This window comes from Aliivibrio logei, assembly GCF_001691055.1.
Classification (GTDB): Bacteria; Pseudomonadota; Gammaproteobacteria; order Enterobacterales; family Vibrionaceae; genus Aliivibrio; species Aliivibrio salmonicida.
In genome coordinates this window covers 101,603-117,717 of record NZ_MAJU01000011.1, presented here as the reverse complement: position 1 = coordinate 117,717, position 16,115 = coordinate 101,603, and the positions used below count along the sequence as shown (strand labels likewise).

15 protein-coding genes and 5 tRNA genes are annotated in these 16,115 nt (G+C 40.7%); 6 read left to right on the top strand and 14 right to left on the bottom strand.

Translation table 11 applies throughout. From position 1 onward, the window contains the following. Nucleotides 1-181: 181 nt before the first annotated feature. The 10 genes from A6E04_RS11070 to lolB all read right to left on the bottom strand — a co-directional run bounded on the left by A6E04_RS11070 (nucleotide 182) and on the right by lolB (nucleotide 5,560). A tRNA-Gln gene (locus A6E04_RS11070) sits at nucleotides 182-256 on the bottom strand. A gap of 50 nt (nucleotides 257-306) precedes the next feature. Continuing rightward, nucleotides 307-391, bottom strand: a tRNA-Leu gene (locus A6E04_RS11065). A 116-nt stretch (nucleotides 392-507) separates the two neighbouring features. Continuing rightward, a tRNA-Gln gene (locus A6E04_RS11060) sits at nucleotides 508-582 on the bottom strand. 50 nt (nucleotides 583-632) lie between these two features. Next, nucleotides 633-717, bottom strand: a tRNA-Leu gene (locus A6E04_RS11055). A 99-nt stretch (nucleotides 718-816) separates the two neighbouring features. Continuing rightward, nucleotides 817-893 (bottom strand) — tRNA-Met (locus A6E04_RS11050). A 309-nt stretch (nucleotides 894-1,202) separates the two neighbouring features. Then, nucleotides 1,203-2,294, bottom strand: a complete 1,092-nt coding sequence (gene ychF / locus A6E04_RS11045) for a redox-regulated ATPase YchF (RefSeq protein WP_017023115.1) — start codon at nucleotides 2,292-2,294, stop codon at nucleotides 1,203-1,205. 19 nt (nucleotides 2,295-2,313) lie between these two features. Continuing rightward, entirely contained in the window at nucleotides 2,314-2,904 is a 591-nt protein-coding gene (gene pth, locus A6E04_RS11040) for an aminoacyl-tRNA hydrolase (protein WP_012549578.1), read from the bottom strand. A gap of 180 nt (nucleotides 2,905-3,084) precedes the next feature. Then, nucleotides 3,085-4,032, bottom strand: a complete 948-nt coding sequence (locus A6E04_RS11035) for a ribose-phosphate pyrophosphokinase (protein WP_023603623.1) — start codon at nucleotides 4,030-4,032, stop codon at nucleotides 3,085-3,087. Nucleotides 4,033-4,070: 38 nt separating this feature from the next. Further along, on the bottom strand, nucleotides 4,071-4,937 hold the full coding sequence (gene ispE / locus A6E04_RS11030; RefSeq protein WP_017023116.1) for a 4-(cytidine 5'-diphospho)-2-C-methyl-D-erythritol kinase: 867 nt from the start codon (nucleotides 4,935-4,937) through the stop codon (nucleotides 4,071-4,073). Then, the gene (gene lolB, locus A6E04_RS11025) at nucleotides 4,934-5,560 is read right to left on the bottom strand and encodes a lipoprotein insertase outer membrane protein LolB (protein WP_241802789.1); all 627 of its coding nucleotides are present in this window, start codon (nucleotides 5,558-5,560) and stop codon (nucleotides 4,934-4,936) included. The genes ispE and lolB overlap by 4 nt, the downstream gene beginning before the upstream one ends. Before the next feature lie 184 nt (nucleotides 5,561-5,744). Between lolB and hemA the strand changes: the two genes are divergently transcribed. Genes hemA through kdsA form a run of 6 tightly spaced genes read left to right on the top strand, consistent with a single transcriptional unit; the run spans nucleotide 5,745 to nucleotide 11,057 of the window. Then, nucleotides 5,745-7,001 carry a glutamyl-tRNA reductase gene (gene hemA, locus A6E04_RS11020; RefSeq protein ID WP_017023118.1) on the top strand — a complete coding sequence of 419 codons (1,257 nt, stop codon included), beginning with the start codon at nucleotides 5,745-5,747 and terminating at the stop codon, nucleotides 6,999-7,001. A gap of 39 nt (nucleotides 7,002-7,040) precedes the next feature. Beyond that, complete coding sequence (gene prfA / locus A6E04_RS11015; protein ID WP_017023119.1) at nucleotides 7,041-8,129, top strand: peptide chain release factor 1; 1,089 nt, start codon at nucleotides 7,041-7,043, stop codon at nucleotides 8,127-8,129. Beyond that, complete coding sequence (gene prmC, locus A6E04_RS11010) at nucleotides 8,129-8,995, top strand: peptide chain release factor N(5)-glutamine methyltransferase (RefSeq protein ID WP_023603620.1); 867 nt, start codon at nucleotides 8,129-8,131, stop codon at nucleotides 8,993-8,995. Before prfA ends, prmC begins: the two co-directional genes overlap by 1 nt. 3 nt (nucleotides 8,996-8,998) lie before the next feature. Then, entirely contained in the window at nucleotides 8,999-9,379 is a 381-nt protein-coding gene (locus A6E04_RS11005) for a SirB2 family protein (RefSeq protein WP_012549585.1), read from the top strand. Nucleotides 9,380-9,381: 2 nt separating this feature from the next. Beyond that, nucleotides 9,382-10,191, top strand: coding sequence for a SirB1 family protein (locus A6E04_RS11000; protein ID WP_012549586.1), 810 nt, complete (start codon nucleotides 9,382-9,384; stop codon nucleotides 10,189-10,191). An 11-nt stretch (nucleotides 10,192-10,202) separates the two neighbouring features. Further along, nucleotides 10,203-11,057, top strand: a complete 855-nt coding sequence (gene kdsA / locus A6E04_RS10995; protein ID WP_012549587.1) for a 3-deoxy-8-phosphooctulonate synthase — start codon at nucleotides 10,203-10,205, stop codon at nucleotides 11,055-11,057. An 89-nt stretch (nucleotides 11,058-11,146) separates the two neighbouring features. Here kdsA and cobA read toward each other — a convergent pair whose 3' ends face one another. The 4 genes from cobA to nirB all read right to left on the bottom strand — a co-directional run bounded on the left by cobA (nucleotide 11,147) and on the right by nirB (nucleotide 15,882). Next, nucleotides 11,147-11,929: a uroporphyrinogen-III C-methyltransferase gene (gene cobA / locus A6E04_RS10990; RefSeq protein WP_017023121.1), complete on the bottom strand. Its 783-nt coding sequence runs from the start codon at nucleotides 11,927-11,929 to the stop codon at nucleotides 11,147-11,149. A gap of 140 nt (nucleotides 11,930-12,069) precedes the next feature. Continuing rightward, a complete protein-coding gene (locus tag A6E04_RS10985; RefSeq protein ID WP_023603619.1) occupies nucleotides 12,070-12,882 on the bottom strand; it encodes a formate/nitrite transporter family protein in 813 nt (270 codons plus the stop codon). A gap of 91 nt (nucleotides 12,883-12,973) precedes the next feature. Next, nucleotides 12,974-13,303: a nitrite reductase small subunit NirD gene (nirD, locus tag A6E04_RS10980; protein WP_065611352.1), complete on the bottom strand. Its 330-nt coding sequence runs from the start codon at nucleotides 13,301-13,303 to the stop codon at nucleotides 12,974-12,976. A gap of 2 nt (nucleotides 13,304-13,305) precedes the next feature. After that, a complete protein-coding gene (gene nirB / locus A6E04_RS10975; RefSeq protein ID WP_023603617.1) occupies nucleotides 13,306-15,882 on the bottom strand; it encodes a nitrite reductase large subunit NirB in 2,577 nt (858 codons plus the stop codon). Nucleotides 15,883-16,115 lie beyond the last annotated feature (233 nt).

The following is a 16,115-nucleotide window of genomic DNA, read 5'->3' as shown; positions in this document are numbered from 1 at the left end:
AAAGGTGAGTGAAAACTCATTCGTAGCAAATTAAAGGTGATCATTGGGTCGCCTTTTTTATTATGTGATTTTCAAAGACAGGATGAATCGTTCATTACGGTGATGAATAAAAGTAGGTGTATCTTTATAAGAGGCATGAACGAAAAAAAGCTCATCAAATTAATGATGAGCTTTCTTAAAGTGGTTGGGATACCTGGATTTGAACCAGGGAATGCCGGCATCAAAAGCCGGTGCCTTACCGCTTGGCGATATCCCAACAGAGAAGATTACATTAGTGATTAAACTAAGATAATGCATCTTTAAATATGGTGCGGACGGAGAGACTTGAACTCTCACACCTTACGGCGCCAGAACCTAAATCTGGTGCGTCTACCAATTCCGCCACGTCCGCGTTCTTCTAGTTGTTAATTAAAACAAAGAGTAGAAATTTTTTATAGTTAGAAGACGAATTGGAGAGTCTTTCTAACGTTGTCATAATCAATCAGGTTGCATCAATTATGTAAATAGTGGTTGGGATACCTGGATTTGAACCAGGGAATGCCGGCATCAAAAGCCGGTGCCTTACCGCTTGGCGATATCCCAACAGAGAAGATTACGTTAGTAATTAAACTAAGATAATGCATCTTTAAATATGGTGCGGACGGAGAGACTTGAACTCTCACACCTTACGGCGCCAGAACCTAAATCTGGTGCGTCTACCAATTCCGCCACGTCCGCGTTCTGCTATTTGATTATTAAGGGCAATCGCCACTTAATCTGCAAAGAGTAGATATTTCGTATTTTAATCGGTGAATGGTAAACCAATTAAAAGTTGTATGGTGGCTACTACGGGATTTGAACCTGTGACCCCATCATTATGAGTGATGTGCTCTAACCAGCTGAGCTAAGTAGCCAACGATTGTTTCTTTATTTCTTTCTCATCTCTCATTCGCCTTAGCGGTGAGGACGGAGCGCATTATGCGTATCTGAGGCTTATGCGTCAACACTTTTTTGAAAAAAACATAAAATCTTTGTGTGTTCGAACGGATTTTAATCAAAGCGTGCTTTTTATATGCAAATCAGAGCGAATAAGAACAAAAGAATAAGAATAAGGATGGAAAACAAGAAGTGAGTGTTGCTGTATTACTAGGGATTAAAATCATTTAAGTGGTTGAAATCTAGGCGACTAATAAAAAGGCCAGCAAATATGCTGGCCTTTTTTATTATACGTTGAAGCGGAAATGTACAACATCACCATCTTTAACGATGTAATCTTTACCTTCTAGACGCCATTTACCGGCTTCTTTAGCGCCACTCTCACCGCTAAATTCAATAAAGTTGTCGTAACCTACAACTTCTGCACGAATAAAGCCTTTTTCAAAGTCAGTGTGGATCTTACCTGCCGCTTGTGGTGCCGTAGCTCCAACAGGAATAGTCCAAGCGCGAACTTCTTTAACGCCAGCCGTAAAATATGTCTGCAGAGCAAGTAGATCATAACCAGAACGAATTACACGGTTTAGACCCGGTTCTTCAATGCCCATATCAGCAAAGAATTCTTCACGATCTTCGTCGTCAAGTTCAGACAGTTCTGATTCAATCGCAGCACATACTGCAACAACTACGTTGTTTTCTGCTGCTGCATAATCACGAACAAGATCTAAGAATGGATTATTTTCAAAACCATCTTCAGCAACGTTAGCAATATACATTGTTGGTTTTAACGTTAGGAAGTTAAGGTAAGAAACCGCAGCAACTTCTTCTTTTGAAAGTTCAACAGTACGAGCCATGCCACCTTCTGTAAAAACAGGTAATAGCTTTTCAAGTACTGAAATTTCAAACTTAGCCGTTTGATCGCCGCCTTTTGCTTTTTTCGCTTGACGCAAGATCGCACGTTCACATGAATCTAAATCGGCAAGAGCAAGCTCAAGATTGATAATTTCAATGTCTTCAATTGGTGATATTTTACCAGCAACGTGAATGATATTGTCATCTTCAAAACAACGAACAACATGACCAATCGCATCAGTTTCTCGGATGTTAGCAAGGAATTTGTTACCTAGACCTTCACCTTTAGATGCGCCCGCAACTAAACCAGCAATATCTACAAATTCCATTGTAGTAGGAAGAACACGTTCTGGATTTACGATTTTAGCTAATGCATCTAAACGTAGATCAGGAACAGGAACCACACCGGTGTTTGGTTCAATAGTACAGAAAGGGAAGTTTGCTGCTTCGATTCCAGCTTTAGTTAGTGCGTTAAACAGTGTTGATTTACCAACGTTTGGAAGACCAACGATTCCGCATTTAAAACCCATGATGTAAACCTTATCTTTGTTATTCAGCTTTGAATGTGTGTAAACGATTTTGTGCTTTACTTAGTCCGTCTTTAAGTAAGATATCTAAGCAACGAGTAGATTCATCTACTGCTGCATCGATCAACTCTTGCTCTTTAGTCGGCGCTTTCCCTAATACAAAACCGGCAACTTTGTCTTTATGGCCAGGATGACCAATGCCAATACGAAGGCGATAAAACTCTTTCGTATTCGCTAATTTACTAATGGTGTCACGAAGACCATTATGGCCACCATGTCCGCCACCTTTTTTAAATTTAGCAACACCAGGAGGAAGATCTAATTCATCATGAGCGACGAGGATCTCTTCTGGTTTTATTTGGTAAAACTTAGCAATCGAAGCAATCGCTTTTCCTGATAAGTTCATAAATGTTGTAGGGATTAGTAATCGAAGATCCTGACCATTGGTTTGAATTCGACCTGTTAATCCAAAAAACTTAGCTTCTTCACGCATTGGAATGTTATGAATGCGAGCGAGTTCTTCAACTACCCATGCCCCAGCATTATGGCGAGTTCGTTTGTACTCAAGGCCGGGGTTTGCTAGTCCAACAAGAAGTTTGATCTGATTACTCAAAGAATTATCTCTCTATCTTGGATACTAATATGATTAATGAACTTGTTTAGCGCTGAGAGCTAAAGACAATTAATGATATTAGTATGCACTATTAAAAAGGCGCGCCATATTACCACAAGAATTCCAAATACAAAAACGCCCCGCAATAGCAGGGCGTTTGGATATTGTTTTTGTTTGAAATTAGTGATCAAACATTGCCGATATAGACTCTTCGTTGCTAATGCGACGAATTGCTTCGGCTAGCATACGAGATAGGCTTAGTTCAGTTACTTTGCCTGTCGCTGCCATCTCTTTAGATAGAGGGATTGAATCCGTGACAACAACTTGGTCTATCACTGAGTTTGCAATGTTATGCGCAGCAGTGCCAGAGAAAACAGCGTGAGTTGCGTAAGCGAATACACGTTTTGCGCCGCGTTCTTTCAGTGCTTCAGCTGCTTTACATAATGTGCCGCCCGTATCGATCATGTCATCAACGATAACACAGTCACGGCCGTCAACATCACCAATAAGGTTCATTACTTCTGAAACGTTAGCACGTGGACGACGCTTATCAACGATAGCGATGTCTACATCACCTAATGCTTTAGCAGTAGCACGAGCACGTACAACACCACCTAAATCAGGAGAAACAACAACAGGGTTTTCTAAACCACGAGTACGCATATCATCAAGTAATACTGGAGTACCGAAGATGTTATCTACTGGTACGTCGAAGAAACCTTGAATTTGTTCAGCGTGTAAGTCGATAGTTAAAACGCGGTCAACACCAACGTTTGAAAGCATATCAGCAATAACTTTTGCAGTGATTGGTACACGAGCAGAACGTACACGACGGTCTTGACGAGCATAGCCAAAGTAAGGAATTACCGCAGTAATACGACCTGCAGAAGCACGGCGAAGTGCATCGATCATTACTACTAATTCCATGATGTTGTCATTAGTAGGAGCACACGTAGACTGGATAATGAATACATCACTACCACGTACGTTTTCGTTAATTTGAACGGCTACTTCACCGTCCGAAAAACGATCTACAGTAGCGTCGCCAAGTGAAATGTATAATCGTTCGGCGATACGTTGGGCAAGTTCAGGAGTTGCATTACCAGTAAATAGCTTCATGTCAGGCACGGTGGAAACCTCAGGGTTGCGTCCAAATTGTGAGAATTTTATATGTTGCATAATGATTTATACTCTTCCAACGCTTGGTTGAGTGGTGAAGTATTTCTACCTCGGGTGATAAATCCAGTTGCGTTATCAGGAATTAATGAAAAAACGTGTTGTGCTTCTTTTTCGTTAATAAACTCAGCGAAAACACAAGCGCCTGTTCCAGTTAATCTTGATGGTGCATATTCTAACAGCCATGAAAGTTGGTAATCAACCTCTGGATACACTCTTCTGACAATTTTTTCGCAATCGTTTTCGTAAGAGGCACTTAAAAGTACGTTAAGTGGCTGTTTTGGTGTATTTCTAATCAATTCTGGGTGAGTGAATACATCGACAGTTGCGATACTCACTTCTGGTTTTATTAATACGTACCATAACTCTTTAGGGGTGGCTGGTTGTAATTTTTCACCAATACCCTCAGCAAAGGCGGAAAAACCATGAACAAAAATAGGAACGTCAGCGCCTAGAGTAACCCCTAAATCGGCCAGTTCTTTATTAGTGAGATTTAGCTCCCATAAGAAATTAAGTGCAACTAATGTTGTCGCTGCATTCGATGAACCACCGCCAATGCCACCGCCAATAGGTAATATTTTTTCTAGTTCAATATGAGCACCAAGAGAACATTGAGTGTGTTCTTGTAACTGCGTTGCTGCTTTCCAGATTAAATTATCTTTTGTCTCTACACCTGGAATCGGAGGAGAAAGCGTGATCTCTCCTGAATCGTTAGGGGTAATCGTTAGGTGATCACAAAGATCGATAAATTGAAAAAGGGTTTGTAATTCATGATAACCATTATCATGCTGCCCATTGATATACAGGAATAAATTGAGTTTAGCTGGAGAAGGCCAGCGAGTTGCTGTCGTTATCATTGAGATATAATCCAATTTGAAGCAATGATTTTTATTTCGGTGTCTTTTTGTGTCAATTTCATTGAATTTGGCAGCAATAACCCATTGGTTTCGATATAGCTGTTATATCTAAGATGCCAATTGGTTTGACTGATTTGTTTTGATAGGTGTTCTACTGTATTTAATTCATTGAGTTCAAATGCATCGGCAGAGGTTGGTAACCCTTTAAGCCAATCACTTAGGTAGGCGATAGGAATTGTCATGCCCGTTAATCCGTATAATAAGCGTCCTGGGTCATTACCTTCAAATTTCTTACCATCGCCGGTTTCAATGGTGGCTTTATTTTTGGATAACGTCAGTTTCATTATGGTTTGCCCAAGAAATGTGGTGAGCAATAATTGACTGTTATCTTCTTTTTGAGTCCATTGGAAGTTGAGACTGTGGCGTTGTTCTGGGTCTTGATATCCAATTTTCCCTGTCACTTTATACTGAGTTAATTGCTCAATATTAGATTGATGTTTATTCCAATTAATCGACTGTTGTGGGGTTAGTGGGGTCGTAGAACAAGCGCTGAGAAAAAACAGCAGAAAGAAAACGGAAGCAAAAAAAGAAAGAGGACGGCGTAGCATAAATAAAGAACTCACTGTTAATTCGAGACAGATTATAGGATTGTATCAAATCCATTGATTGTTTGGGTATCAAGATTTACACAATAAGTAGGTTAAATATCACTAATTTTCGATGTAGAAGCTCTGATGCCTTTTAAAATTCGGCTTCATCAAGTAAAATCCGCCCTTGTTATTTTTCTAAATTGGTCTTGTTTGCCGAATGTCATTGCTTGTTATTGGAATTAATCATACTTCAGCCTCAGTTGATTTGCGTGAGAAAGTTGCCTTTTCTCCTGATAAATTAACCAAAGCGCTAGATGAATTAAAAAACAGTGATGCAATTAAAAGTGGCGTAATCTTATCGACCTGTAATCGCACTGAAATCTACTGTGAGGTGAAATTAGGCATTAGCAGTGGCTACGTCATCAATTGGCTCGCTGAATTTCATCATGTGGCATTAGATTTACTCATGCCGAGTATTTATATCTATGAAGAACAAGCCGCCGTTAAGCACCTTATGCGAGTGTCTTGTGGTTTAGATTCTTTGGTTCTCGGAGAGCCTCAAATTCTTGGGCAAGTAAAAAAAGCGTTTGCTGATGCTAGAGAACACAATGCGGTTGAAGGTGTCGTTGAAAAATTATTTCAAAGTGACTTTTCAGTCGCTAAACGAGTCCGTACTGAAACGAATATTGGTGGTAATGCGGTGTCCGTTGCTTATGCAGCGTGTACATTAGCTCGACAAATATTTGAGTCTCTTGCTGAATCAACTGTCATGTTGGTCGGAGCAGGAGAAACCATTGAATTAGTGGCGAAACATTTAAATGATGCTGGTTGTAAACAATTGATTGTGGCGAATAGAACTCGCGAAAGAGCCATGATATTAGCCGACCAATTTAATGCTGATGTGATCAGTCTGCCCGAGATCCCTGAACACCTTTCTAAAGCGGATATCATTATTAGCTCAACCGCTAGTCCGTTACCTATTATCGGTAAAGGAATGGTTGAAAGCGCACTAAAACAGCGCAGACACCAACCTATGTTATTTGTGGATATTGCGGTTCCGCGTGATATCGAAAGTGAAGTTGCGGATCTTAATGACGTCTACTTGTATTCAGTTGATGATCTTAAATCGATCATTGACCATAATATTGAACAACGAAAAATTGAAGCGATTCAAGCTGAAGCGATAGTCAGTGAAGAAAGTGCAGGGTTTATGACGTGGATACGTTCCCGTCAAGCTGTTAACAGTATTCGCCAATACCGAGAGAATTCAGAATCTATTCGTATCGAATTATTGCAAAAAAGTATTCAGGCCCTAGCTTCTGGTCAAAATGCAGAAAAAGTTTTAGCAGAATTAAGCAATAAATTAACGAATAAACTCATTCATGCACCAACACTTGCGATGCAGCAGGCCGCCAAAAATGGTGAGCCGGACAAACTTGCTGTGATCCGTACCAGTATTGGTCTAGACAACTAAGTGTAGCTTCTGCTACCAACATAAAGAATCAATTATAATATGAAAGCATCAATTCGAGTAAAATTGGAAACGCTGGTTGAGCGTTATGAAGAAGTACAGCATTTATTGGGGGATCCAGGTGTTATTGGTGATCAAAATAAATTCCGTGCGTTATCTCGTGAATACTCTCAACTGGAAGAAGTAACACAATGCTTCCAAGCGTATGAAAAAGTACAAGAAGATCTTGTTGCTGCTCAAGAAATGGCACAAGAAGACGATGCTGAAATGCGTGAAATGGCGCAAGACGAAATTAAAGAAGCGAAAGAAGCAAGTGAACGTCTAACGGATGAATTACAAGTGCTTCTTATTCCAAAAGATCCAAATGATGAACGTAACTGTTTCTTAGAGATCCGTGCCGGTGCTGGTGGTGATGAAGCGGGTATTTTTGCGGGGAACCTTTTCCGTATGTATTCTCGTTTTGCTGAGAAAAAAGGGTGGCGTGTTGAGGTCATGAGTTCACATGGTTCTGAGCAAGGCGGCTTTAAAGAGATGATCGCAAAAGTAAGCGGTGAAGGTGTTTATGGCACAATGAAGTTCGAATCAGGTGGTCACCGAGTTCAACGTGTACCAGAAACTGAATCGCAAGGCCGTGTACATACTTCAGCGTGTACCATTGCTGTAATGGCTGAAATTCCAGAAGCGGATTTACCTGAGATTAAATCATCTGATTTGAAAATTGATACTTTCCGTTCATCAGGGGCTGGTGGTCAGCACGTTAACACCACCGATTCCGCTATTCGTATTACTCACTTACCAACGGGTACCGTTGTAGAGTGTCAAGATGAGCGTTCACAGCATAAAAACAAAGCCAAAGCGATGTCTGTTCTTGCTGCTCGTATTATTCAAGCTGAAGAAGCTCGTCGTGCCGCAGTTGTTTCTGATACGCGTCGTAATCTATTAGGTTCGGGTGACCGTTCAGACCGTATTCGTACGTATAACTACCCACAAGGTCGCGTATCTGATCACCGTATTAACCTGACTATCTACCGTTTGAATGAAGTGATGGAAGGGGATCTAGCGGCGCTGATTGAACCTGTCGTATTAGAATATCAAGCTGACCAACTAGCGGCTTTAGCTGAACAAAACTAATGAGCATTTCTATTGAAGCGCTATTAATGCGTTCAATTCAATTGCTGAAACTTGAGGGGAGTGATTCTCCTCAAGTTGATGCTGCTGTATTGCTGTGTCATGTTTTAGATAAGCCAAGAAGCTACTTACTTACTTGGCCTGAAAAGCTCGTCGCTGAAACCGAATACAATGCATTTGAATCATTATTATCTCGACGCCTTTCTGGTGAACCAATCGCTTACATTGTTGGTTATCGAGAGTTTTGGTCATTACCGTTAAAAGTCTCGCCAACAACATTAATTCCTCGTCCTGATACTGAACGTTTGGTAGAAGTTGCGTTAGAGCATCTATCGCCATCATCTGAAAAGGTATTGGATTTGGGGACGGGAACAGGAGCCATTGCATTAGCTATCGCCTCTGAAATGCCTGATATGTGTGTTATTGGTGTTGATTATCAATATGACGCGGTTGCGTTAGCGAAAGATAATGCCAAAGACAACAATATATTGAACACTGAATTTCGTCAGGGAAGTTGGTTTGATCCGATTAGAATGGATGAACAGTTTTCAATTATTGTGAGTAACCCGCCTTATATTGATGGGAATGATCCCCATTTGTCTCAAGGTGATGTACGGTTCGAACCTCAAACCGCTTTGGTTGCTGAGAAAGAAGGTTTTGCGGACTTAATCCATATTATGGAGCACAGTCGTACTCATTTAATTGAGAACGGTTGGTTATTAATGGAACATGGCTTTGAACAAGGTAAGCAATTACGTGATTACTTTGAAGAATATGGCTTCATTAATGTTAAAACAGAACAAGATTACGCTGGCAATGATCGAGTTACATTAGGTCAGTGGATCACAAACACAGAGAATAAAGGATAATTCATGTATACCGCTGTTAAACACATTCACTTATTTATGATCGCTTGTAGCGTACTATTATTTATCGTTCGTTATGCGTTAATGATGGTTGATTCCGATCTTCGTAATAAAGCTTTTTTTAAACGTGTGCCTCACGTTGTTGATACAGCAATGCTATTAAGTGGCGTTGCACTTATTTTTATTACTGGATTCATTCCATTTACAGGTGCGGCTCCTTGGTTAACTGAGAAATTGACTTGTGTTTTGGTTTATATCGCTCTGGGGTTTGTCACTCTAGGAAACAGTAAAAACAAAGTATTTAAAACATTTGCCTTCCTTGGCGCATTAGGTTGGTTAATGGTTGCAGCTAATATTGCGATGACGAAAGCAACATTTCTGGGGTAAATATGTTTCAGTTGCTTGATGAAAATTTAGAAGACCTTAGCCTTGTTGAAGGTGCATTAGCTCTAAATTTAGCCATTAATCCAGATATACAAAGACAGCGTGTTGATATTAAACTGCGAGAAATGTGTATTGAAGCAGAGCAAACGCTTGTTCACGAACCAACTGATGAGCAGCGTTTAGAGCGATTAATTCAACTGTTTTATGTTGAGTGGGGCTACCAAGGTGATGTTTATACGTATTTTAATTCAGAGAATGCGTTCATTGATCATGTGCTTGAAAGTAAAAAAGGGATCCCGGTAACGTTAGGGGCGATTTTTTTACATATTTGTCAGTATGTGAATTTACCTGTGAGTGCGATTAATTTCCCCACTCAGTTAGTGTTACAGGTTGAATGGCCAAATCAAGCACCCCGTTACTTAAACCCTTTTGATGGACAATATGTTAGTACGCATTTAATGACGGCATGGCTAATTGGCTATGGTGGACCATTGGCTGAGATCTTACCGATACATTTAGAGAAAATAGATAATCCAACATTAGTCGGCCGTTTATTAGCGGTGATTAAAACGGCATGCATTAGAGAGCGTAAATTTTCATTTGCTTTAACTTGCAGTGATCTCGCATTGAATGTTGTGCCCGATGATCCTTTTGAAATTCGTGATAGAGGCTTAATCTATCAACAGCTACACTGTAATGATGTAGCGAAAACCGATTTAATCTATTTTATTGAACAGTGCCCTAATGATCCATCGACCTTGATGATGAAAGAGCAAGTTCAATTATTAGAACAACACCCTACCGTTCTCCATTAAGAGTGAAGATAATGCAAAATCAAAAAACAGTAAAAATTGGCAATATCGATGTAGCAAATGATAAGCCGTTTACCTTATTTGCAGGTATGAATGTATTAGAGTCTCGTGATTTGGCTATGCGCATGTGTGAGACTTACGTAGAGATCACTGATCGATTAGGCATCCCATACGTATTTAAAGCGTCTTTTGATAAAGCAAACCGTTCGTCAGTTCATTCGTACCGTGGTCCTGGTATGGAAGAAGGTCTAAAGATTTTTCAAGAATTGAAAGATACGTTTGGTGTGAAAATCATTACAGATATTCATACAGAGGCACAAGCTCAACCTGTTGCTGATGTAGTGGACGTTATTCAACTTCCTGCTTTCCTTGCTCGTCAAACTGATTTAGTTGAGACAATGGCTAGAACGGGTGCTGTCATTAACGTGAAAAAGCCACAATTCATGAGCCCTGATCAAGTCGGCAATATTGTTGATAAGTTTGCTGAGTGTGGTAATGAAAATATCATTCTTTGTGAGCGTGGTTCATGCATGGGTTATGACAACCTAGTGGTTGATATGCTTGGCTTTGGTGTGATGAAAAAAGTATCAAATGGCAGCCCAATCATTTTTGATGTGACGCATTCTTTACAGAATCGCGATCCAAGTGGTAAAGCATCTGGTGGTCGTCGTTCACAAACGGTTGAACTTGCTAAAGCAGGTTTAGCGACGGGTATTGCTGGGTTATTTATTGAAGCTCACCCAACGCCAGATAAAGCATTGTGTGACGGTCCTTCTGCATTACCATTAGATCAACTAGAACCTTTCTTAAAACAAATGAAAGCGTTAGATGACTTAATTAAAGGCTTTGAGCACATCGATATTAAATAATATTGTTGCGAGTCTATAAATAAAAAAGCCCAAGAGATTTTCTTGGGCTTTTTTGTATTTAGAATAGGGCGTGCTTACTTATTTATTCATTACTCAGCATTTGTTGGAGTAAACCAATCTAATTTATGATGCAATGTAGTTACGCTACCGACGACAATTAAAGAAGGACTAGTCGCATTTTTTGCCATTTGAGCTAATTCTGAAATAGTACCAGTAAAGACTTTTTGTTTTTGAGTCGTACCACGTTCAATAATAGCGCAAGGGGTATCCGCAGCTAAACCGTGCTCGATCAGCTGAGTTGAAATATGAGAAGATTGTTTTAGTCCCATATAAAATACCAGCGTGTTGTTTGAACGAACCAATGCATCCCATTCAATTTCAGCCCCATCTTTTTGGACATGAGCCGTAATAAATTGCACGCTTTGAGCATGGTCTCGATGTGTTAGTGGGATCCCTGCATAAGAGGTCGCACCTGCTGCGGCTGTAATACCAGGAACGACTTCAAATCGAACCCCATTTTCTGCAAGCGTTTCTAATTCTTCACCGCCACGCCCAAAGATAAAGGAATCTCCGCCTTTAAGGCGAACAACGTGTTTACCTTCTTGGGCTTTATCAACCAATATTTGATTAATTTTGTCTTGAGGGACGAAATGAAAATCGAGTTTCTTACCGACATAAATCATTTCAGCAGTATCATTTGCGAGCGCTAAGATTTCTTTAGAGACAAGGCGATCATACACAACCACATCGGCTTGTTGTATTAAGCGGTAACCTTTTACGGTTAAGAGATCGGCATCACCAGGACCTGCACCAACAAGAGAAACAAATCCGTTTTGTTTTTTTTGCTCAGACTGAGCTTGAATACTTGGCATAATAGGGTTCCAGAATAATATGATGAATATTGACGCTGACTCCATTATGTAAGAGTCGATAAAAAAAATCACCCTTAATACCAGATCAAGAGTGATTTTATTTGAATGAGTTATAACAAATGCGATGACTTATTTTTCTGTTATTTAAGATCCAATGATGGTGCAGTTTTTGCGTGTGTTAGGTACAGAGGAATACACGTAAATAGAAGGCCACCCACAAGGTTGCCAAGCAGCGTTGGAATTAAGTTCCAGTTTAACCAATCCATAATAGTGAAATCAGCACCCAGCATCATACCTAATGGGAATAGGAACATGTTAACTACGGCGTGTTCAAATACTAATGCAAAGAAAATAAAGATTGGAAGCCACATCGCTGCAATCTTACCTGCAACAGAGCGAGCCGTCATATTACCAATAACGCCTAAACATACCATGAGGTTACAAAGAATCGCTTTTACAAATACGGTGATCCAGCCATCCATACCATGTGCGGCGTAACCCATAGTACGGCTTGTTGCTGCTGCGATGAATTTTTGGCCTACTGCGCCTGCTTCAACACTAAAGTTCATAGTAAAAACAAGTGCAATAAGAAAAGCAACAAGTAGAGAACCGATTAGGTTACCAAGACCAACCCATCCCCACGTTCTGAAGATTCGACCCCAAGTGATGCCAGGACGGTTATCAAACTTAGCAAGTGGTGCAAGACCAAAAACACCCGTTAATAAGTCGTAGCCCATAAGACTCAGAATACAAAAACCGACAGGGAAGACTAAAGCGCCAACAATACCAACACCGGTTTGCACAATTGTTGTAATGGCAACGACAACAGCAAGAGAAAGGATGATACCCGCCATCGTGCCACGTAAAAGAAGATCACGACTTGATGTTTTTACTTTTGCTTCGCCAACATCGATCATTGTTTGAACTAATTCAGCAGGTTTTACATAAGACATAAGAGTCCCTTTATTAAAAGTTAAAGATTAAAATTAGATAGGAAAGGGCTCCTAGGTGAGGCTAGAAACCCTTGAACTATCGAATCTCAGTTTATGCTGCGATTTCTACGGTATTTTTAATGACTCGAACGTTATACGCTTTTACGTTAAAGCGTTCGTCTTCCATACAAACCCCAGTAGTAAGGTTAAAGCGTTGTTTCTTCAATGGGCTTGCAACCCAAAGTTCGCCTTGGTGTTGAACGGTAAGGCCACGAGACAATACGTTAGAGTTTGCAAATGGGTCACGATTACTGATGGCAAACACTTTGTCATCAGTGTTCGGACGAAATATCGCAACTTGTTCACCGTTAACTAATGCACAAACGCCTGTACCTGGAATGATGTCATCTAGTGGACAGATTTTTTGGAATTTAGTCGTCATGATTATTTCTCCACACTTGTGTCAGTTAGAGCAACATGCAAGATATCGCCTTTCGCGTTTGGATTTTTTTCTGTGTACGTTGCAGGGCGGTGTTGTTCACGGCCATCAGAAACAAACACAACATTATCATCGCGTTCTTCAGAGTTAATGAAGTGGGAGAAACGTTTTAGTTGAGCTTCATCATTAATGGTGTCAGTCCATTCACAGCTGAAGTTATTAATCAGTGATGCAACATCGGTTTCAAGTTGGTCGTTAATGCCAAGCTTATTATCGACAATCACTTCACGTAAATAATCAACGCCACCTTCAAGGTTATCCATCCATACAGAGGTACGTTGCAGTGGAGCGGCTGTTCGAATGTAGAACATCATGAAACGGTCGATGTATTTAATCAGCGTTTCTTGGTCTAGATCCGTTGCCAATAAGTCAGCATGGCGAGGTTTCATCCCCCCATTACCACACACGTACATGTTCCAACCTGCATCTGTTGCAATAATGCCTAAATCTTTACCTTGTGCTTCTGCACACTCACGAGTACAACCCGAGACACCAAATTTCATTTTATGAGGCGTACGGATACCTTTGTAGCGATTCTCAAGTGTGACGCCCAAGCCTACAGAGTCTTGAACACCGTAACGACACCATGTTGAACCAACACACGTCTTAGCCATACGTAAAGCTTTACCGTAAGCTTGTCCTGTCTCATAACCTGCTTCAATGAGTTTTTTCCAAATTGTTGGAAGATCGTCTTTTTGAGCACCGAATAGACCGATACGTTGAGCACCTGTAATTTTAGTGTAAAGATTATATTCAGCAGCAACGGCCGCTAATGCACCTAGTGCTTGTGGTGTGACTTCACCGCCAGCCATACGTGGAATGACAGAGTAAGTGCCATCTTTTTGAATGTTACCTAGGAAGTTATCGTTGGTATCGTGCAGTTTAACCAATGCGGGTTTAAGAATGTGCTCACCCCAACAAGAAGCAAGAATAGATCCCGCTAGTGGTTTACACACTTCACAGCCGTAACCTTTACCGTATTTCTCTAATAGTTCATCGAATGTTTTGATTTCTTCGATGCGAATTAGGTGGAATAATTCTTGGCGAGAATAAGCAAAGTGCTCACAAACGTCGTTTTTAACTTCGATGCCTGATTTTGCCAATTCAGCATTAAGAACGGATGCGACAAGAGGAAGACAACCGCCACAACCTGTACCAGCGCCAGTCACCGCTTTAATTTCAGCCATTGTGTGATTGCCATCTGCAACTGCTTGGGCAATTTTGCCTTTCGTTACATCAAAACATGAACAAATCACGGCAGTTTCAGGCAGAGAGTCTGCGCCTAAAGACGGCTTTTCTGCACCAGCGTGCGCTGGAAGAATAAGAAGGTCGGGGTGATCAGGTAAATCAATGTCGTTCAGTTTAAGCTGAAGTAGATCGCCGTAATCTGAAGTATCACCAACCATTACTGCGCCAAGTAGTTTCTTACCATCTTCAGATACGATAATGCGTTTATAAACTTCGTCTTCTTCGTTTTGGTAAACGTAGCTCTTACAACCAGGAGTACGACCGTTTGCATCCCCAATAGAGCCAACCTTCACACCAAGAAGTTTTAGTTTTGCGCTCATGTCAGCGCCTTCAAACGTACTGTCGTTACCAACTAAGTGATCAACTGCAACGGTTGCCATTTTGTAGCCTGGAGCGACAAGACCATAGAAAGTTTGATTCCATGACGCACATTCACCAATCGCGTAGATGTGTTCATCTGAAGTTTGGCAGTTGTTGTTAATCGCAATACCACCACGAGGAGCGATATCAAGCTCCATTTGGCGAGCAAGCTTATCTTGAGGGCGGATGCCAGCAGAGAAGACAATGAAGTCAGTCTCAAGCTCTGTACCATCAGCAAAACGCATTACATTACGTGCTTCTGTGCCTTCAGGTGCTATTTCTAATGTGTTTTTACCGGTATGAACTTGAACACCCATGCGTTCAATTTTATTACGAAGTTGTAAGCCACCTTGTAAATCAAGCTGCTCAGCCATTAATACGGGTGCAAATTCGACAACATGAGTTGTTACGCCAAGTGCTTTTAATGCGCCAGCCGCTTCAAGACCAAGGAGGCCACCACCGATAACAACACCGCTTTTACTTTTTTTCGCCGTGGCTTCGATTGATTTAAGATCTTCAATAGTACGGTAAACAAAACAGTCTTTGCTTTCGTTGCCTTTGATTGGCGGTACGAATGGGAAAGAGCCCGTAGCAAGGACGAGTTTGTCGTATTGGATTTCACGACCAGTGCTTGAATATACAATTTTGTTTTCACGGTTAATATTAATAGCGCGTTCGCCGATTAATACGTTGATACCGTGTTTGTCATAGAATCCTTCTTTTACAAGAGAGAGCTCATCAGCGGTGTGGTGAGAAAAGTAAGAAGAGAGGTGAACACGGTCATAAGCGACACGTGGTTCTTCACAGAACACGGTGATATCCATGTTTTGAACATCAGTTTTCTCTACTAAATCTTCGATGTAGCGATGACCGACCATGCCATTACCGATGATGACTAGTTTCATCTTGCTCATAAGGAATCCTATTATATTTGGTATGGATATATGATGAATTATGAATGGATATGTCGATATGATGTAGATCAATTACGAAATAAAACTACTCCAAAGTAGTAGTGGCGGTGTTTTTGTGGTTGCTTTTATTTATAATTCAACAATTTACGTGTGGCACGTAGATGGTGTGCGTAGTTTTATTACAAAAAAAGGTGTTTTGTGCGGTATTTATCTGTTCATTAATCGATTTTTTC